This window comes from Herbidospora yilanensis, assembly GCF_001570565.1.
Lineage (GTDB): Bacteria > Actinomycetota > Actinomycetes > Streptosporangiales > Streptosporangiaceae > Herbidospora > Herbidospora yilanensis.
Window position 1 is genome coordinate 73,636 of sequence record NZ_BBXE01000038.1, and the last position, 18,067, is coordinate 91,702.

Annotated in this window: 18 protein-coding genes; 7 read left to right on the forward strand and 11 right to left on the reverse strand. The window is 70.8% G+C overall.

All coding sequences use genetic code 11. From position 1 onward, the window contains the following. Position 1 precedes the first annotated feature (1 nt). Together AW273_RS29610 and AW273_RS29615 are read left to right on the forward strand one after the other, a co-directional pair. Positions 2 to 808 carry an MEDS domain-containing protein gene (locus tag AW273_RS29610; RefSeq protein ID WP_062355219.1) on the forward strand — a complete coding sequence of 269 codons (807 nt, stop codon included), beginning with the start codon at positions 2 to 4 and terminating at the stop codon, positions 806 to 808. 115 nt (positions 809 to 923) lie between these two features. Continuing rightward, on the forward strand, positions 924 to 1,967 hold the full coding sequence (locus tag AW273_RS29615; protein WP_062355222.1) for a glycosyltransferase: 1,044 nt from the start codon (positions 924 to 926) through the stop codon (positions 1,965 to 1,967). A 205-nt stretch (positions 1,968 to 2,172) separates the two neighbouring features. On the opposite strand, the gene AW273_RS29620 is transcribed toward AW273_RS29615, so the two are convergent. Next, positions 2,173 to 3,186 (reverse strand): PucR family transcriptional regulator, encoded by a 1,014-nt coding sequence (locus tag AW273_RS29620; RefSeq protein WP_232327663.1) that lies wholly within the window; start codon positions 3,184 to 3,186, stop codon positions 2,173 to 2,175. Between the two features lie 83 nt (positions 3,187 to 3,269). Here AW273_RS29620 and AW273_RS29625 point away from each other — a divergent pair, with 83 nt between their 5' ends. From AW273_RS29625 to AW273_RS29640, 4 genes are all read left to right on the forward strand, one after another. After that, entirely contained in the window at positions 3,270 to 4,181 is a 912-nt protein-coding gene (locus AW273_RS29625; RefSeq protein ID WP_062355226.1) for a proline dehydrogenase family protein, read from the forward strand. Beyond that, positions 4,181 to 5,833: an L-glutamate gamma-semialdehyde dehydrogenase gene (pruA, locus tag AW273_RS29630; protein WP_062355229.1), complete on the forward strand. Its 1,653-nt coding sequence runs from the start codon at positions 4,181 to 4,183 to the stop codon at positions 5,831 to 5,833. Before AW273_RS29625 ends, pruA begins: the two co-directional genes overlap by 1 nt. A gap of 15 nt (positions 5,834 to 5,848) precedes the next feature. Then, positions 5,849 to 6,694: an ROK family protein gene (locus AW273_RS29635; RefSeq protein ID WP_062355232.1), complete on the forward strand. Its 846-nt coding sequence runs from the start codon at positions 5,849 to 5,851 to the stop codon at positions 6,692 to 6,694. A gap of 124 nt (positions 6,695 to 6,818) precedes the next feature. After that, positions 6,819 to 7,211 carry a pyridoxamine 5'-phosphate oxidase family protein gene (locus tag AW273_RS29640; protein ID WP_062355234.1) on the forward strand — a complete coding sequence of 131 codons (393 nt, stop codon included), beginning with the start codon at positions 6,819 to 6,821 and terminating at the stop codon, positions 7,209 to 7,211. 96 nt (positions 7,212 to 7,307) lie between these two features. Here the strand turns inward: AW273_RS29640 and AW273_RS29645 are convergent, their stop codons facing one another. The 5 genes from AW273_RS29645 to AW273_RS29665 are packed head-to-tail and all read right to left on the reverse strand — an operon-like array spanning position 7,308 to position 13,294. After that, positions 7,308 to 8,345 (reverse strand): YihY/virulence factor BrkB family protein, encoded by a 1,038-nt coding sequence (locus AW273_RS29645; protein WP_063910148.1) that lies wholly within the window; start codon positions 8,343 to 8,345, stop codon positions 7,308 to 7,310. Positions 8,346 to 8,364: 19 nt separating this feature from the next. Beyond that, positions 8,365 to 9,225 carry an LLM class F420-dependent oxidoreductase gene (locus AW273_RS29650; RefSeq protein ID WP_062355237.1) on the reverse strand — a complete coding sequence of 287 codons (861 nt, stop codon included), beginning with the start codon at positions 9,223 to 9,225 and terminating at the stop codon, positions 8,365 to 8,367. Between the two features lie 19 nt (positions 9,226 to 9,244). Continuing rightward, positions 9,245 to 9,781, reverse strand: a complete 537-nt coding sequence (locus tag AW273_RS29655; RefSeq protein WP_063910151.1) for a DUF305 domain-containing protein — start codon at positions 9,779 to 9,781, stop codon at positions 9,245 to 9,247. Beyond that, positions 9,778 to 11,061, reverse strand: coding sequence for a DUF1996 domain-containing protein (locus AW273_RS29660; RefSeq protein ID WP_062355241.1), 1,284 nt, complete (start codon positions 11,059 to 11,061; stop codon positions 9,778 to 9,780). The genes AW273_RS29655 and AW273_RS29660 overlap by 4 nt, the downstream gene beginning before the upstream one ends. 58 nt (positions 11,062 to 11,119) lie before the next feature. Continuing rightward, the gene (locus AW273_RS29665) at positions 11,120 to 13,294 is read right to left on the reverse strand and encodes a discoidin domain-containing protein (RefSeq protein WP_232327664.1); all 2,175 of its coding nucleotides are present in this window, start codon (positions 13,292 to 13,294) and stop codon (positions 11,120 to 11,122) included. A gap of 430 nt (positions 13,295 to 13,724) precedes the next feature. Here AW273_RS29665 and AW273_RS29670 point away from each other — a divergent pair, with 430 nt between their 5' ends. Beyond that, positions 13,725 to 14,174: a hypothetical protein gene (locus AW273_RS29670; RefSeq protein ID WP_157556298.1), complete on the forward strand. Its 450-nt coding sequence runs from the start codon at positions 13,725 to 13,727 to the stop codon at positions 14,172 to 14,174. Here AW273_RS29670 and AW273_RS29675 read toward each other — a convergent pair. The 5 genes from AW273_RS29675 to AW273_RS29695 form a co-directional block, all read right to left on the reverse strand. Then, positions 14,164 to 15,114, reverse strand: a complete 951-nt coding sequence (locus AW273_RS29675) for a serine hydrolase domain-containing protein (protein WP_062355247.1) — start codon at positions 15,112 to 15,114, stop codon at positions 14,164 to 14,166. The two genes, AW273_RS29670 and AW273_RS29675, sit on opposite strands and share 11 nt — an antisense overlap. Further along, positions 15,111 to 15,572: a Clp protease N-terminal domain-containing protein gene (locus AW273_RS29680; protein ID WP_062355250.1), complete on the reverse strand. Its 462-nt coding sequence runs from the start codon at positions 15,570 to 15,572 to the stop codon at positions 15,111 to 15,113. The genes AW273_RS29675 and AW273_RS29680 overlap by 4 nt, the downstream gene beginning before the upstream one ends. Before the next feature lies 1 nt (position 15,573). Further along, complete coding sequence (locus tag AW273_RS29685; RefSeq protein ID WP_062355252.1) at positions 15,574 to 15,792, reverse strand: winged helix-turn-helix domain-containing protein; 219 nt, start codon at positions 15,790 to 15,792, stop codon at positions 15,574 to 15,576. 33 nt (positions 15,793 to 15,825) lie between these two features. Then, positions 15,826 to 17,226 (reverse strand): rifampin monooxygenase, encoded by a 1,401-nt coding sequence (gene rox, locus AW273_RS29690; protein ID WP_062355255.1) that lies wholly within the window; start codon positions 17,224 to 17,226, stop codon positions 15,826 to 15,828. 78 nt (positions 17,227 to 17,304) lie between these two features. After that, positions 17,305 to 18,054 (reverse strand): lysophospholipid acyltransferase family protein, encoded by a 750-nt coding sequence (locus tag AW273_RS29695; protein WP_062355258.1) that lies wholly within the window; start codon positions 18,052 to 18,054, stop codon positions 17,305 to 17,307. Positions 18,055 to 18,067 lie beyond the last annotated feature (13 nt).

Here is an 18,067-nt window from a genome sequence, read left to right on the forward strand (position 1 = left end):
GGTGCAGCCCGGTGACCACAGGTCCGTCGCCTATTCCGACGAGGCCGAGTTGGAGCCCGTGCTGGCCCCCTTCATCGCCGAAGGGCTGGCCGGCGCGGACAAGGTGCTGTATCTGACCGACGTGACCCACCCGGCCGTCGTCACGGGCCTGCTGCGCGGCTGGGGCGTCGACACCGCCGGGGCGGTGGCCTCCGGGCGGCTCGACATCCGCCGGCTTGAGGCCTTCGACCCGGGCGCGATGGTCGCCGACGTCGCAGCCGAAGCCGAACAGGCCAGGTCAGAGGGCTATCGAGCGCTGCGGGTGACCGGCGAGATGAGCTGGGCCGTCCGGGTCGGCACCGACCGGCTGGCCGAGTTCGAGGCCGGCATCCAGCGGGTCTACGACACCGGCGCGGCGCTCGGGGTGTGCCAGTTCGACAAGCGGCTGTTCGCGCCCGGCATGCTGGCCGACCTGCTCCGCCGCCACCGGCCCGACGACGGCGATCTGCTGCTCGAAACGGCCCTGCTGCGCATCCGGCGGACGTCCGGGCCCGACGGCATCCAGGTCGAGGGAGAGATCGACGCGACCTCCGCGGCCGATCTGGCCCGCCAGCTCTCCCGGGCGACCCGAGCCGTTCCGGGAGATCTTCACGTCGACCTCGACGGCGTCACGTTCATCGACCTGGCCGGGCTGCGGGCCCTGGTCGACACCGCCAAAGGCCTCGGTGACCAGCGCGAACTCGTGCTCGGCCCGGTGCCCGACCACGTCAACCACCTGATGCGCCTGATCGGCTGGCACACCGCGCCGGGCCTCCGGATCGACTTCTAAGTCATCTGAAAACTTGCGTTTAAAGCTCTTCGGTGTACGGTAAAGACCACAACACAGTTCGTGCCTAAGACGCAGGCACACCCCTTTCATCGCGCTTATCGCCATGAGGTGTGCCATGCATATCGCCATCGTCGCCACGAACAACCTCTCCGTCACCGCCCCCGCCGTCGCCCGTGAGCTGGGCCGGGGCCACGAAGTCACCGTCTACACGCGAGACGACGCGCAGATCAAGGGCGTCCGGGTCGAGCGGGTGCCCGCCGGGCCCGACAAGGAACTGTCCGAGAGCGACCTGCTCCCCTACATCTCCGACTTCAGCGACGGCCTCAAGCGGCGCTGGCACGCCGAGCGCCCCGACGTCATCCACGCCCACTCCTGGACCGGCGGCCTCGCGGCCATCGCCGGGTCCGACGGGCTCGACGTCCCGGTGACCCAGACCTTCCACCACGACGACCGGCCCTCGGCCCAGGTGCTGCGCCTGGAGCGGGCGATCGGCCGCCGGGCCCGCGCCGTGATCGCGGCCTGCGCCGGCGAGGAGTCGCAGCTCATCCAGCTCGGCGTGCCGCGCCGGAACATCTCGATCGTGCCGCGCGGCGTCGACATCGAGCGGTTCCGCCGCCAGGGCCCCGCCTTCCCGCGCGACGGCCGTCCGCGCCTGCTCCACGTGGGCGCCACCGGCGCCGGCGCGGTGGTGAACTCGCTGACCACGATCCCCGACGCCGAACTGGTCGTGGCCGGCGGCGACGACCCGGCCCTGGAGCGGCTGCGCATGCTGGCCCGCGACCGGGGCGTCGAAGACCGGCTGACCCTCCTCGGCGAGGTGCCCCACAACGCGATGCCGAAGCTGATCCGCAGCGTCGACGTCGCCCTGTCGCTCCAGCCGGCCGTGCCGACCGGCACCGCCGCCCTGGAGATCATGGCCTGCGGCGTCCCGGTGATCGCCTCCGCGGCCGGAGCCCACCTCGACTCGGTCGTCGACGGCGTGACCGGCTTCCTGGTCCGCCGCCCCGCCGAGGTGACGGCCCGGATCCGCGACCTCCTGGGCGACCGCACCCTGCGCTCGGCCCTCGGCTACGCCGGCGCCGACCGCGCCCGCTCCCGCTACTCGCTGGAGCGGGTCAGCCAGGAGCTCCTGCGCGTCTACGAGAGCGCCTGCGCCTGAGCCCTCTCCCCTGAGGGAACACCGAGCGCCCGCGATGCTCCGGCCATCGCGGGCGCTCGTTTGTGTTCTTCCGTTACGGCTCCCGCCTGGCCGGCGCCGCTCGCCGCCCCCCGCACTCACCGCGACCGGCGCCCCTCAGCCGCTTCGGCGACCCCCGCGACGGACCTTCGACCGGCGTTTCGACGACCTTGCGGGCGGCCCCGCTTCACAACCTCCGGGCCTTCAGCGACAGGTGCAGCAGCAGCCGGTCCTGGCCGTCCGACAGGTCCTTGCCGGTGAACTCGGCGGCGCGGCCCAGGCGGTAGTAGAGGGTCTGGCGGTGGATGCCCAGGGCGGCGGCCGTCTGCTGCACGTGGCCCGCACTGTCGAGGTAGGTCTCCAGCGTGGTGGCCAGCTCCTCCGGGAGGGCGGCCGACTCGCCTGCCAGTTCGGCGAGCTCGTGGTGGGGCAACCTCACCAGGTAGCGGTAGACGCCCAGTTCCGACCAGTGGGCGACGGACTCTCCCGTCTTCTCGGCCACCCGCAGGGCGTTCAGGGCCTCCCGCCAGCTCTCCCACGCGTCCTCCGGATCCTGGCGGGGGTCGCCGGCGCCGACCGGGACGCCGTACATGGCGGTCAGGCGGGTGGCCGCCTCGCGGGCGCGGACCGGTGGGGCCAGGAACGCCGGGTGCGCGCCCGCCTGGCCGGTCAGCACGTCGCGCGGCAGGGACCAGGAGACGGGCACCTCGGCCGGGCCGGCCGCCACGGCGAGGGCGACAAGGGGGCCCTCGATCCCCCGGGCGGCCTCGGCGCGGGCCTGCGGGTTCGGGGAGAACAGGTCGTCGAGGGGGGCCCGCCGGATCTGGGCCTCGTGGGCCAAGGCGGCGGCGAGGCGGGCGAACAGCGGCGCGGCCCGGCCGAGCAGGCTGTCGGGCAGCTTGCCGCTGTCCAGCAGCCACAGGTAGCCGTAGGTGACGCCCTTGTGCCGCAGCGGGACGCAGACGCGGGCCAGGAAGCCGGGGGCCTCGGGGATGCGTACGGGACGGTCGGCCGCGGCGATCCCGTAGGCCTCGAAGTGGGCCCGGGTCGCGGCGGTGGCGCGGCGGCGGAGGATGGACTCCTGGCGGACCTCGTCGACCACGCCGCTCTGCACGCCGTAGGCCACCAGCTCGAAGGCGCGGTCCTCCACGGTGACCGACGCGTCGAGCAGGCGGGCGATCTCGTCGACCAGGTCTTGCATGAAGACATTATTGTGCATTTGTCTGAAGAGACTTGGCCGGATGTCCGTGGAAGGGTACTTTCCGGGCGAATTACGCTGTGTGCATGCTCGGTTCCACACTCCTCGCCGTGTCGAGGAATCCGCTCGCGCGCAAGGCCGTCACGGCCCTGCCGCCTACCCGGCGCGTCGTCGACCGGTTCGTCGCCGGAGAGGCCACCGCCGACGCGGTGGCCGCGGTCGACCGGCTCACCCGGTCGGGGCTCATGGTCACCATCGACCACCTGGGCGAGGAGGTGCGCGACACCGACGCCGCCGTGACGACCACGAAGGCCTACGTGGAGCTGCTCGACGCGCTCGCCCCGCTGGGGCTGGGGCACCGGGCGGAGGTGTCGGTGAAGTTGTCGGCCGTCGGGCAGGCGCTCGACGACTCGATGGCGCTCGAACACGCCCGGGAGATCTGCGAGGCCGCGCTCGCCGCCGGGGCGACGGTCACCCTCGACATGGAGGACCACACCACGGTCGACTCCACCCTGGGCATCCTGCGCGACCTGCGGGCCGACTTCTCCGACGTCGGGGTGGCCGTCCAGGCCTACCTGTTCCGGAGCGAGGCCGACTGCCACGACCTGCGCGACTCGCGGGTCAGGCTGGTGAAGGGCGCCTACCGCGAGCCGTCGTCGGTGGCGTACCAGAAGAAGAACGACGTCGACCTGGCCTATGTGCGCTGCCTGAAGGTGCTCATGGCAGGCGCCGGGCACCCCATGGTGGCCACCCACGACGACCGGCTGATCTCCATCGCCGAACTGCTCGCCGACCGGCACGACCGGGCCCGCGACACCTACGAGTACCAGATGCTCTACGGCATCCGCACCGACAAGCAGCGGGCGCTCGCCAACTCGGGCGCGCTGGTCCGCGTGTACGTGCCCTACGGCGACGACTGGTACGGCTACTTCATGCGCCGCCTGGCCGAACGACCGGCCAACGTGGCCTTCTTCCTACGTTCTCTCGGGGGTAAGTGATGGACGCCGTCTCCACGGTCCCGGTCCCGGTCAACGAGCCGGTCCGGTCCTACGGCCCCGGCAGCGCCGACCGCGCCATGCTGGAGGGGCGGCTGAAGGAGCTCGCCGCCACGAGCATCGACCTGCCGATGACGATCGGCGGCGAGCGCCGCATGGCGGGCGGGGCCCCCATCCCGGTGGTCCAGCCGCACAATCACGCCTCGGTCCTCGGCACGACCAACGACGCCACCCCCGCCGACGTCCAGGCGGCCGTCTCGGCGGCCCTGGCCGCGGCCCCGGCGTGGCGGGCGCTGAGCTTCGACGAGCGGGCGGCGATCTTCCTGCGCGCGGCCGAGCTGCTGGCCGGGCCGTGGCGGGCCACCCTGAACGCCGCGACCGTCCTCGGCCAGTCGAAGTCGGCCCAGCAGGCCGAGATCGACGCGGCCTGCGAGCTGATCGACTTCCTGCGGTTCAACGTGGCGTTCGCCCGGCAGCTCCTCACCGAGCAGCCCGTCTCCTCCCCCGGCGTGTGGAACCGGATGGAGTACCGGCCCCTTGAGGGCTTCGTGCTGGCGATCACGCCGTTCAACTTCACCGCCATCGCCGGGAACCTGCCCGCCTCGGTGGCGCTGATGGGCAACGTGGTCGTCTGGAAGCCCTCGCCGACGCAGCAGTTCGCCGCCCACTTCACGATGGCGCTGCTGGAGGAGGCCGGCCTGCCGCCGGGCGTGATCAACCTGGTGACCGGCAACGGCGCGGCGGTGTCGGAGGCGGCGATGACCCACCCGGCGCTGGCCGGCGTGCACTTCACCGGCTCGACCGCGACCTTCCAGCACCTGTGGGCGACGGTCGGGGCCAACATCGGCCGTTACCACGCCTACCCGCGCCTGGTCGGCGAGACCGGCGGCAAGGACTTCGTGCTCGCCCATCCCTCGGCCGACCCGGCGGCGCTGACGACGGCCCTGATCAGGGGCGCGTTCGAATACCAGGGCCAGAAGTGCTCGGCGGCGTCGAGGGCCTACGTGCCGCGTGCGATGTGGAACACGATGAAGGACGACTTCGTGTCCCTCGCCGAGTCGCTGACCGTGGGCGACGTGGCGGCCGACCTGTCGACGTTCATGGGCGCCGTGATCGACGCCCGCGCCTTCGCCAAGCACAAGGCGGCGATCGACCGGGCCCGCGCGGCCGACAACATCGCGGTCCTGACGGGCTCCTACGACGACACCACCGGCTACTTCGTGAAGCCGGCCGTCCTGGAGTGCGGCGACCCGACCGACGAGATCTTCACGACCGAGTACTTCGGCCCGATCCTCGCCGTGCACGTCTACGACGACTTCGAGGCCACCCTCGCCCAGCTGGAGTCGGCCACGCCGTACGCCCTGACCGGCGCCCTGATCGCCCGTGACCGCTACGCCATCGCGTCGGCCTCGGAGAAGCTCCGGTACGCCGCCGGCAACTTCTACGTGAACGACAAGCCGACCGGCGCCGTGGTCGGCCAGCAGCCGTTCGGCGGCGCGCGGGCGTCGGGCACCAACGACAAGGCGGGCTCGATCCTCAACCTGATCCGCTGGGTCAACGCCCGGACGATCAAGGAAACGTTCGTGCCTCCGGTGGTCGTGCCGCCCTATCGGGGCGACATCCCGCAGACCGGCTGGCAGCAGCCGGAGCTCTGACGGCAGACTGTCGGGGTGATCAGGTACGGAGCCGTCGAAGCGGGCGGTACGAAATGGGTGTGCGCGCTCGCCGACACCGACGGAAACATCGTGGCCACCGAGGTGGTCCCGACGACGACCCCCGACGAGACCATCCCGGCCGCCGTCGACTTCTTCCGGCGTCATCCCGCCCCGGCGGCGGTCGGCGTCGCCACGTTCGGCCCGGTCGACCTGTCGACCGGGCACATCACGGCCACGCCCAAGCCGGGCTGGTCGGGGGCCGACGTGGTGACGCCGTTCCGTGACGGGCTGGGCGTGCCGGTCGGCCTCGACACCGACGTCAACGGGGCGGCGATCGGCGAGTGGCGCTACGGCGCGGGGCGCGGGCTGCACACCCTGGCCTACATGACGGTCGGCACCGGCATCGGGGTCGGGGTCGTCGCCGACGGGCGGCCCCTGCACGGGCGCACCCATCCCGAGGCGGGGCACATGCTGGTGCCCCACGACAGCAAGCGCGACCCGTTCCCGGGGGCGTGCCCCTTCCACGGCGACTGCCTCGAAGGGCTGGCGTCGGGCACGTCGATGCGGCAGCGCTGGGGGCGGCCCGCGCAGGAGCTCGGCGACGGCGAGGCGTGGGAGCTGGAGGCCGACTATCTGGCGAAGGCCGTGCACAACCTGGCCTCGGCCCTCTCCCCGCAGGCCGTCATCATCGGCGGCGGGGTGGGCGGGCGGCCGGGGCTGCTCGACCTCGTGCGGGGGCGGGCGGCCGAGCTGGCCGGGGGCTACCCGCTCGACACGCTCATCGTCGCGCCGGGGCTGGGCGGCCTGTCCGGGGTGACGGGCGCGGCCGAACTGGCCCGCCAGGCGCTGAACGCCACCTGACGACCGGAGACCGGCCCCGTTTTCCGGGGCCGGCCGCCGGCCCGTGCGTGAAGGACCTTCGGCCCGTCCGGCCCGGGCCCATCGGCCATGTCCGCGGGCCCGCGGAGCCGCCACAGTGGAGGCCATGAGCACCCTGCGCAATCTCACCGCCGACGAATGCCTCGCCCTGATCGCCCCGGGCGGCGTCGGCCGGATCGCCTTCACCGGCTCCCACGGGCCGACCATCCTCCCGGTCAACTACCGTCTCGATGGCGACCGGATCGTCCTCCGCACCCGCACCGGCGGCGCGATGGACGGCGACCTGCGCACCGGCATCGACGACCTGGAGATCGTGGTCGCCTTCGAGGTCGACGCGATCGACCCGGAGCACCGGGAGGGCTGGAGCGTGCTGGTCCAGGGCCCCTGCCACCACACGCCCGGCACGCCCGGCGCGCCGGGCGGCTCGTGGGTCGACGGCCGCGACCACCTGATCACCATCACGCCGCAGCGGGTCACCGGGCGGCGGCTCGAAGGCTAGGCGTAGAGGTCGGCCGGTCCGACCAGCTCCCAGACGAGAGAAGTACAGTTCTCATAACTGTACTTCTTTCACAAACCCGCAGGTGGGTGGTCGTCCTCAGCGCCGCCGGGTGAGCTTGGCCAGCAGTGGCCGGGCGGCGGCCAGCAGCGCCGTGCCGACCGCGCCGACCAGGGGCTCCCGTTCCTCCTCCTTCGAGGGGCCGGGGTCGGGCAGGGCTGGTTCGGTCTGGTGGGTGCGCGAGGCTTCGAGCTGGGCCGCGAAGGCCAGGCCCAGGAACAGCGCGATCGAGGTCAGGAACGACCAGAGCAGCAGCGCCATCACCGCCGTCAGCGGGCCGTAGGTCTCGCCGAAGCCCTCGTTGAGGCTGGTGTAGAGGGTCAGGCCCAGAGTGAAGGTCGTCCACAACACCAGGGTGACCAGCGCGCCGAAGGCCAGCCACGTGTGGCCGGGCTGGCGGCGCCGGGGCGCGGCGCGGAAGATGACCGAGGTCGCCACCAGGGCCAGCAGGAAACCCAGCGGCCATCTGACCAGGTCGAAGGCGAAGCGCAGGGCGTGGCCCCAGTCGTACACGCGGGTGAGGGCCTCTTTCAGCGCGTCGCCGCCGACCATGATGACGAAGCCGGCCACCATGAACGAGCCTGCGGTCGTCGCCAGGACCAGCCCGCGCAGGTATTTGCGGTGGAAGGGGCGGTCGCGTTCGATGCCGTAGATGCGGTTGGCCCCGCGTTCGACCTGGGCCATGGTGCTGACCAGAGCGAACACGGAGGTGCCGAGGCCCAGCCACAACGCGACCGCGTCGGAGCGCGAGCCGCCGTCGAGGATGTCGCGGACGGCCGCGACGCCCTCTCCCGGGCTCAGGTGGCTCAGGGTCAGCGCCAGGACCTGGCCGAGCTCCTCGGTGTGGACGACCGAGGAGAGCCCGACCAGGGCGATCGCGCCGGGGATGACCGACAGGCACATCTGCAACGCCAGGGCCCGCGAATGGCTCATGCCGTCGCCGTAGCGGAAACGCGTGAACGAGTCGCGGGCGAGCCGCCAGGCGCCGTAGGCGCGCAGGGCGGCCCAGGCGTCGTCGGCCGACAGGTCGTCGCCGGTCATCGACTGGGTTTGGGGGACGAGGGTGGCTGAGCCCACGCCGCCAAGTTACCCAATCTCAGATCAACTGCACGACCGGGATCACCTCGGAGCCGATCTGCTCCAGCGGGGTCAGCTCGTACACCCCCTTGACCTGGCCGATCGCCATTCCGAAGCCCATCTCGGCGAAGCCGCCGAGGTCGTCGACGATCTTCTGGACGCCGTGCGTGGTGTCGTAGGCGTAGTAGACCGTCTTCTGGATGTCGTCGTAGTCGCGGCCGACCGCCTCGCAGTGGCCGCGCAGCACGTCGAGCTTGTGCTGGAGCTCGTCGGACGGGAACAGGTTGCAGGCGTCGCCGTACTGGGCGACCAGGCGCAGCGTCTTCTTCTCGCCGCCGCCGCCGATCATGATCGGCGGGTGCGGGCGGGTGATCGGCTGCGGGGAGTTCAGCGGCCGGTCGAGCTGGAAGTGCCTGCCCCGGTACGGGCTCTCGTCGCCGCCCCACATGCGGTGGCAGATCTGCAGCGCCTCTTCGAGCTGCTCGAAGCGTTCGGCCAGCGGCGGGAACGGGAAGCCGAGGCCCTTCGACTCGTCCTCGTTCCAGGCGGCCCCGATGCCCAGCCAGGCCCGGCCCCCCGACAACACGTCGAGCGTGGTCACGATCTTGGCGAGCAGACCGGGCTGCCGGTAGATCACCCCGGTGATGAGGGCCAGCAGCCGCGCCCGCGAGGTGTGCGCGGCGATCCAGCCGAGGGTGGTGTACGCCTCCAGCATGGGCTCCTCGGGAGCGCCCACGCCGCGGATCTGCCAGAAGTGGTCCATCACCGCGATGGTGTCGAATCCGGCCTGGTCGGCGGTGGTGACGATCTGGGCGAGCCGGTCACTGAGCACCGGGTCGCCGGGGTACGTGAAACTCGGGATCTGAAGTCCAACCTTCATGCTTACCTTCTTACCGCCATTACCCCGCAATTCCGGTTAGGGCGGCGAGCTGCTCGGTACGCGCCGCCGTCATGTCGGCCGCCAGGTCGAGGGCCTCCACGGCCGCGCCGGCCTTCTGCTCGCTGGCGGTCACCATGGCCGACTGGTCGAGGTGCCCCTTCAGGCTCTTGACCAGGATCTTGTCGAACGCCTTCCCCTTCGCCCTGGCCGCCGCCTCGATGACGATCGGGGTCGGCATGCCCGGCATGTCGTGCCCCTCGTGCGGGTTGGGGCCCGCCTTCGCGCTGGTCAGGATCGCGCGAAGACGGGCCAGCTCAGCCCGGTGGCCCCGGCCGACGGACCCCGCCAGGTCGGCGAGCGCGGGGTCCGCGGCCCGGCCGGGGGCCAGGTCGAGCACTTTCAGCACCCGCTCGTTCATCGCCGCCATGAGCTGCGCCCACGCCACGTCCGTGGGGTTGTACGCGGCCACCCTCACCACCGGCTTCGGCGGGGGCGGCGCTTCCGGCGTACAGGAGCAGAGCGCGAGAATCAGGGCGGCGAGAACGAGCCTTCTCATGGGCGGCCGTTGGCCCCGCACTTGATGACGGGACGGATGCAGTCACGCACCCGCTGCCACATCTCGGCCTCGGGCCAGGCGTTGAAGAAGTCGCCGTGCATGGTGAATCCCCGGCCCGACGAGAGGCGGATCCGCGACGGATCGCCGTTGACCGGGTAACGCAGCACCTGGCGCAACTTCGGCACGGGGACCGGGTGGGTCGACGGGCACGCCTGGTTGACCGGGTAGGCCATGTGGCTCTTGTGGTCGGGCGAGTCGAGGTTCACCCCGTCCCAGCACTGCGGGAAGTCCAGATACGACTCGAGCATCGTCCCGGCCGGGCAGTTCACGAAGTCCTTCGACGCGCCCGCCTCGTTGGCGTGCAGGCACGACCACCGGGCGATCGTCGTGCTGTCGGGCGCGGTGGCCTTGGCGTTGCCCGCGACGATGCGCAGGCCCAGCGGCAGCGGCTGGATCTGCGCCGTGATGTCGGGCCGCACACCCTCACCCAGGTAGTAGAACGTCGTGATGACCGGTTCGACGGGCTGGTCGTCGACGTACAGCGTCGGCACCCAGTACGACGACAGGTCGATGCGCGGGTTGCAGTTGGAGTCGCCCGCGAGGAGCGTCTCGACGGTCGAGTTGGCGTTCGTCGTCAGGTTGCCGAAGAACGAGTGCATGTGCGAGGCGCCCGGCAGGTTCGGGTAGATGATCGGGTCGTCGGGCAGCCGGTGCGTGAACGGGCAGTCGGCCAGGAACTCCGACACCCGCACGATCGGGCCCTGCGGCTGGGTCGGGGTGGGCGATGGCGACGGCGACGGGCCGCCGCCGGGGCCGTACACCTCGAACTCGAACAGCGAGACGCCGTAGGGCGTGGCGCGGGCGGTGGTGTGGACGCGGATGTAGCGGGCCGACGTCTGGGTGAAATTGATCGTCTGCACGCCGCCGGTCTGGGCGGTGCGGGTGGCCGCCGTCGCCCAGGTCGTGCCGTCGGACGAGGTCTGGATCTGGTAGGCGGTGGCGTAGGCCGCCTCCCAGCGCAGCACGACCTGGTTCATCGCGGTCGCGGCGCCGAAGTCGACGCGCAGCCACTGCGGGTCGGAGAACAGGCTCGACCACCGGCTGCCGACGTTGCCGTCGACGGCGTTGGCGGCGACGAAGCCGCCCTCGACCGACGAGGCGGTGGCGGTCTTGCCCTGTGAGATGGGGGCCGCTTCGGCCCGTTGGGTGACGATCGTGAGCATCGCCAGGATCAGCACGCCGATGGCGGCGATCCTGGCCCACGTGATGGTCAGGGACATCGCGTACTCCAATGGTGGGGGGTGCTCCCCGGGGGCGTCGAGCCCCCGGGGAGGTGGATCACTGGTACACGCGCACGTAGTCGACGAGCATCTGCTTCGGGAAGCCGGTGGAGGCGTCCGGCGGACCCGGCCAGTCGCCGCCGACGGCGAGGTTGAGGATGATGTAGAACGGGTGGTCGTACACCCACGGCCCGCGGGTCGCCTCGACCTGGGCCTTGCTGAGCGCGAAGACCTGGCGGCCGTCGACGCTCCACGTCATGCCCTGGCTGTTCCAGTCGAGCGACCACACGTGGTAGTCGTCGGAGAAGTCGGCGCCGCTCGGAAGGGTGTTCGGCGCCCCGATCCCGCCGCCGCCGTTGTAGGCCGGCGCGTGGATCGTGGTGTACGACGTCTTCACGTCCTTGCCGAGCACCTCGACGATGTCGATCTCGCCGTTGTACGGCCACGGCCGCCCGGTCAGGAAGTCGGCGCCCATCATCCAGAACGCCGGCCACAGGCCGTTGCCCTTGGGCACCTTGATCCTGGCCTCGACCCGGCCGTAGGTGAAGTGGAACTTCGTGCCGGTGTTCATGCGGTGGGAGGTGTACTGGCAGGTGCCGCCCGGACAGGACGACCCCGGCGTGACCTCCTGGCGGGCCTCCATGACGAGCTGCCCGGCGCCGTTCATGTTGGCGTTGTTGTTGCTGGTGTAGTACTCCAGCTCGTTGTTCGGGCCGGTGCCGGGGTCGGGCCGCCACTTGGCCGCGTCGGGCTTGCTGCCCGCCGGGCCGTCGAACTCGTCGCTCCAGACGAGCTGCGGGGGGTTGCGCGGGTCGGGCGGCGCGGCGGGCGGGGTGGTGGGGGCGCCACCGGTGCCGTACACCTGGAACTCCCACAGGCTGTAGCCGTAGGGGGTGGCGCGCTGGGTGCCGTACATCCGGACGTAACGCCCGCTCCCGGTCACGGGGATCGACTGCTTGAAGCCGGTCCCGGTGGTCGTGGAGTAGATGTTGGTCCAGGTGGCGGCGTCGTTGGAGGTCTGGATGTTGAACGACCGCGCGAACGCCGGGTCCCACTGCAGGACGACCCTGCTGATCTGGGCCACCGCGCCGAGGTCGACGTAGATCCAGCCGGGGTCGACCCAGCCCGTGGTCGAGCTCGTCGCCCAGCGGCTGGCCGGGTCGAGGTCGAAGGCGCGGGCCGGCGTGCACTCCCAGCAGTTCCCGTCGCTCTGCGACGTGGAGGCGACGGCGGGCTTGTTGTACGAGAGCAGCCGCTCCCCGCCCGGGTCAGGTGACGGAGAGGGAGAAGGGCTGGGACTCGGGGACGGGCTCGGCGACGGCGACGGCGACGGGCTGGTCGTCGTGCCGGTGCGGACCTGGATCTCGAACAGGCTGACCCCGAAGGGCAGCGCCCGGTTCGACATCACGATCCGCAGGTAGCGGCCGCTGCCGCTCAGCGTGATGTTCTCCGTGCCGCCCGCGCCGGTCGTCGTCGAGTGGATCTGCGTGAACGTGGTGTTGTTCGGCGAGACCTCCACCTGGTACGTCCGCGCGAACGCGGCCTCCCACACCAGCGTCAGGCCACAGATCGCCGTGGTGGCACCGAGGTCGATCGTCACCGACTGGGGCTCGCCGTAGGCGCTGGCCCACCGCGTGCCGGCGACGCCGTCGACGGCGTTGGCCGCGACGAAGGCGCCCTCGGTGGAGGTCGCGGTGATCGGCTTGCCGAGGGCGGCGTTGCCGCCGCACGTGCCGGTCGGGCCGGTGGACCCGTAGATCTGGAACTCCCACAGGGAGTAACCCCAGGCGGTGCCCCTTTGGGTGCCGTACATCCGGATGTAGCGCCCGGTGCCGGTCACGTTGAGGGTCTGGACGCCGCCCGTGCCGGCGGTGGTGGTGTGGACGGTCGTCCAGGTGGTGCCGTTGGCGGAGGTCTGGATCTGGAACGCCCGCCCGTAGGCGGCCTCCCAGTTCAGCACGACCTGGCTGATGGTCGCCGAGGCGCCCAGGTCGACCTGGATCCACTGGGGATCGGAGAAGGCACTGGCCCACCGGGTGCCGGTGCTGCCGTCGACGGCGGCGGACGCCGCGAAGGCCCCCTCGACCGAGGAGGCGGTGGCGGTCTTCCCCTGCGAGAGCAGGGCGTCGGCGGCCTGGGCCGGCTGGATGGCGACGTAGGAGGCGAGCAGCGCCAGCGCTGCCGCGATGAGCACGCCCAGGCGTAACCGGCCCGGACTGCGCGATGAACTCAACGTGTCTCCTCGGGAGGGCGGGGGGTGAAGTTCGGGGAGCGCTCCCTGGGCCCTGAGGTTCTCCTTTTGTTCCGATATCTGTCAAGTATCAAATTAACTCTGACGTAACGAAGACGAAAGAGTTAACCGGCTCGGAGAGCGCTCTCCAGAAGCGATCATGGAACTGACGATTGGCGTTTGAGCTTTGAATATCCAATGGAACGATTCCCGCTAACGTCACGCGGCGATTCACTGACTGCGGCCGGCGGGAGCCATTGACGAGCACAGCCGGCACGGGTCACCCTGATGAGGGAACGTTCTCTCCATGATCATTAAACCGCCTCACAGGGCGGTCGTCATAGATCTGTGAACCAGCCTGTACGTCCACTAGACCTATAACGATTCGATGACACAGCGGTTTTTCACCATCGCGGTACGTAGTGTCAGCGTCATGTCCGAAACAGAGCTCGAGATCACCCCGGCCCTCTTCGACGCCAATCCCGACCTCGTTCCGGCCCTCCTCCGGGAGACCCACCGGACGTATCTCCCGCACCACGACGAGGTCCGGCTCGAACCTTCGGCCGTGAGCGACGAGTCCGTTCGCGTCGTCACCCTCCGGAAGGAGGGCGCACCCGTGCTGGGCTGTGTCATCACCTTTCCGGATGGTGACGACTCCCAGGCACACTGGTCCTGGCCCTCCTATGCGACAGATGTGCGCGCCCGCCACGAGTGCCCGGTGGTGCTGATGGTGATGTGGCCGTACAGATCGTCACCGGAGCGTGTGTTCAACCCCATCGTCCTGGGACCGTCTTCAGTGATCACGCCCCACGTGGTCAGGCCGGACGACCTGCCGTCGGCGATCCGCCGCCTCCAGAAGGAAGGCGGCCTGCTCACCGGCTGAAGGCGGCTTCGAGCAGGTCCGTGAAGACGGCGATCGGGTCTGACCAGTCGCCGTTGGTGTTGGCGACGACGATCTTCCGGCCGTCGCGGCTTCCGTACGCGTAGGTCCACGAGCCGAAGATGGCGCCGCCCATCCCCCACACCGTCTCTCCTCCCGACAACGTGAGCGACGAGACGCCCAGGCCATAGCGGCCGGTTGCCAGCCAATCGGTCGTGGGCACCGTCGTGAACATCTCGTTCTGGAGGTGCGGGGGGAGCAGGTCGCCGCGCAGGAGGGTGGTGAAGAAGTCGGCCAGGTCGGGGATGGTGGAGATCATCCCGCCCGCCGCCCAGAAGGGCGCCGGGTTCAGTTCCGTGAGGTCGTAGGTCTCCGCGTCCGGGGAAGGGTCGTGGAGGCGGCTGTAGTGACGGCCGTGCGGGCCACGGAAGCCCGCGTCGTCTCCGACCGGCAGATAGGTGCCGGGAAGGGCTTCCGTGATCCGGCCGAGCGCCTGGCTCAGCGGCCGGCCGGTGATCGTTTCGATGAGCTGACCGACGAGGGCGTAGTTGGTCTGGGAGTAGTGCCAGCCCTCGCCCGGCCGGAACGCCGCGGGCTTCGCCAGCCCGATGGCGATCAACTGGGCGGGGGTCGGGCATTCGTACTGGTTGACCTCGTCCTGGAATCGCAGGTAGTCGGCCAGGCCGCTGGTGTGCGACAGGAGTTGCCGCAGGGTGGCTCCGCCCGGCTGCGGGTCGTCGAGGCCGGCCAGGCCGTCGGCGACCAGGGTGAGCATGAGGGTGGCGACGAAGGTCTTGGTCGCGCTGCCGATGCGGAACTCGTGGTCGCGGGCGCGGGGCGCGCCGGCCGTGCCGAACCAGTGGTCGTCGCCGTCGCGGATCTCGGCGGCGATGCCGGGCAGACCGCCTTCGGTGACGGCGCGGTCGAGGATGTCCTGGATCATGCCGCGTCTCCGGCGAGCCGGGCGATCAGGGCGGGACGGTCGAACCCGGCCAGGGCCAGAGCGCGGGGGACGGTGCCGATCTCGGCCTGCAGGATGCCGAGCAGCAGGTGGACCGGGCGCAGGTCCTTCTTCGTGCGGGCGCGGGCGAAGCCCCGGTCGAACGCGAGTTTGGCCGAGGCGCCCAGGGTGGTCGGCGGGTCGCCCACGCGGGTCGGCTTCGGCAGGTGGTAGACCGCCGCCGAGACCCCGACCGTCTGAAGGCTGTGCTCGAACTCCTCCCGGAGCGCGGCGCGAATCTGGTCGTATCCGAGCCCGGCCGCGATGAGCTCGGTGTTCTCCCCCACGACGGCGATGCCGAGCAGCAGATGGCAGGCTTCCAGGGTGGCCGAGCCGTCGTCGAAGGCCTCCAGTCGGGCTTGCTGGATGACGGAGTTCAGGTAGTGGTCGATGGCGGCCACGTCAACGCCTCCTCAGGGACACACCGGCTTCGATGAGCCGTTTGGCGTGTTTCTTGTGGACCGCCTGTCGGGTGATGCCCAACGCCTCGGCCACCTCGGGCCAGCTCCATCCGTCGCGCATGGCCTGCTCGACGGCGGCCTCTTCGAGCTGGTCGGCGAGACGGCGGAGCGCGGCGACGGCGGCCAGGGCGTCGGCGGGATCGGTGAGTTCCGGCGGCATGCGAGCAACCGTAGTTGACTAATTTCGAATTAGTCAACCCGAGTTGCTAAGCCCGAACCACTTCTCCAGATGGGTGTTCAGCTCCTTCTGGTCGTCCCCCACCCAGGCCACGTGCCCGTCCGGCCGCAGCAGCGCCGCGGGGACGCCCACGTCGACGCCTACCACGTCGACCCGGTCGCGCCAGCCCTCGGCCGACAACCGCCCGGCCGGGTCGGCGAGCACTCCCCGTCCGCCGTGCATCGACGCGTATAGGGACCCGTGGTCGCGCATCCGGCGGCCGACCAGTTCGTGGTCGGAGCCGAAGTCGTACCGCACGCCGATCGCGGTGATCTTCTCCAGCAGGAAGCGGGTCACGTTCTCGAAGTCCATCAGCTCCGACATCAGGGCGCGCACCGCCCGGGGGCCTGGCTCGGTCGACAGCAGCAGCATCTGGGCCGCCGTGTTGACCAGCACGTCGGCCGCCACCGGATGGCGTTCGGCGTGGTAGGTGTCGAGCAGCCCGTCGGGGGCCCACCCGTTGACTTCGGCGGCGAGCTTCCAGCCCAGGTTGAAGGCGTCCTGCACGCCGAGGTTGAGGCCCTGTCCCCCGGTCGGCGGGTGGACGTGCGCGGCGTCGCCCGCCAGCAGCACCCGGCCGACGCGATAGTGCTCGGCCAGCCGGGTGGCGTCGCCGAAGCGGGAGAGCCAGCGGGGCGAGTGGGCGCCGAAGTCGGTGCCGGCGAAGGCCACCAGCTGGCGGCGGAAGTCGTCGATGGTCGGCGGAGCCGAGGAGACCTCCGCGGCGGGCACGCCGACCCGGTAGACGCCGTCGCCCTGCGGGATCGCGCCGAACTTCAGTTCCGTCTTGCGGACCTCGGCCACCACGGCCGCGATCGTCTCCGGTGACGCGGTGAGTTCCATCTCGCCGAGCAGGGTGTCGACCCGGCTGGGTTCGCCGGGGAAGGCGACGCCGAGCAGTTTGCGCACGGTGCTGCGGCCGCCGTCGCAGCCGACCAGGTAGCGCGCCCGCAACGAGGCGCCGTCGGCGAGCAGGGCGGTGACGCCGTGGTCGTCCTGGGTCAGGCCGGTCAGTTCGGCGCCGCGCCGGATCTCGGCGCCGAGGCCGGTGGCGTGCTCGGTCAGCAGGCGTTCGGTCACCACCTGCGGGATGCCCAGCAGGTAGGGGGAGGCGGTGTCGAGTTCCACCGGCCACGGCTTGACGATGCCGGCGAAGTGGCTGGTGAGCGGGTATTGCTGACCGTGGGCGAGGAACCGGTCGAGCAGGCCGCGCTGGTCCATGATCTCAAGACTGCGGACGTGGAGGCCGAGCGCCTTGGAGTGGGTGACCGGTTCGGCCAGCCGCTCCACGACCACCGCCTCGACGCCGTGCAGGCGGAGTTCGGCGGCCAGCATGACTCCGGTCGGCCCCGCGCCGACGATGATGACGTCAATCATGAGCGGTGATTTTGCAGCACACCCCGGGTCTTGTGGCAAGACCCGGGGTGCGCTATAGCTTGGTAGTGGCGGGGAGGTTCAGTCGCCGCGGTTCTCGCGTTCCTTGCGCTCCGCCTCGTCCATCGCCGCCGCCTCTTCGGGCGTCGGGGCCGTGCCGCCGAGATGGGCGGGCTGCCACCAGGTGCCGGTTCCGTCGTCGGGGTAGGACCGCTGGGCCTTGTCGACCAGTTCCGACAGGCGGCGGTGGAGTTCGGCGGTGGCGGCGTCCATGTCTTCGCGGCGCTGCGGGCGCATCGGCTCGCCGATCGAGATCGTGACCGGGATGTTCCGCTGCATGATCTTGCGCGGGCGGCCCTTGGTCCAGAGCCGCTGGGTGCCCCACAGCGAGATCGGGACCAGCGGCACGTTGGTGGCGGCGGCCATGCGGACCGCGCCGTTCTTGATGTCCTTGACCGTGAACGACCGGCTGATGGTCGCCTCGGCGAACACGCCCACGACCTCGCCCGCCTTGAGGGCCTTCAGGGCGGCGATGTAGGCCCCGGCGCCCTCGGCGCGGTCGACCGGGATGTGGTGCATGCCCCGCATCAGCGGCCCGGAGATCCGGTGGTCGAAGACCTCCTTCTTCGCCATGAACCGCACCAGCCGCCGCGACGGCCGCGCCGCGAACCCGGCGAAGATGAAGTCGAGATAGCTGATGTGGTTGCTGACGAGGACGGCCCCGCCGGTGGTCGGGACGTTTTCGGCACCCTCGATGTTGATCTTCATTCCGAGGACCTTGAACATCGACAGGGCAGCCCCGATCACCGGGGGATACACGATCTCAGCCATGCGAGAACCGTAA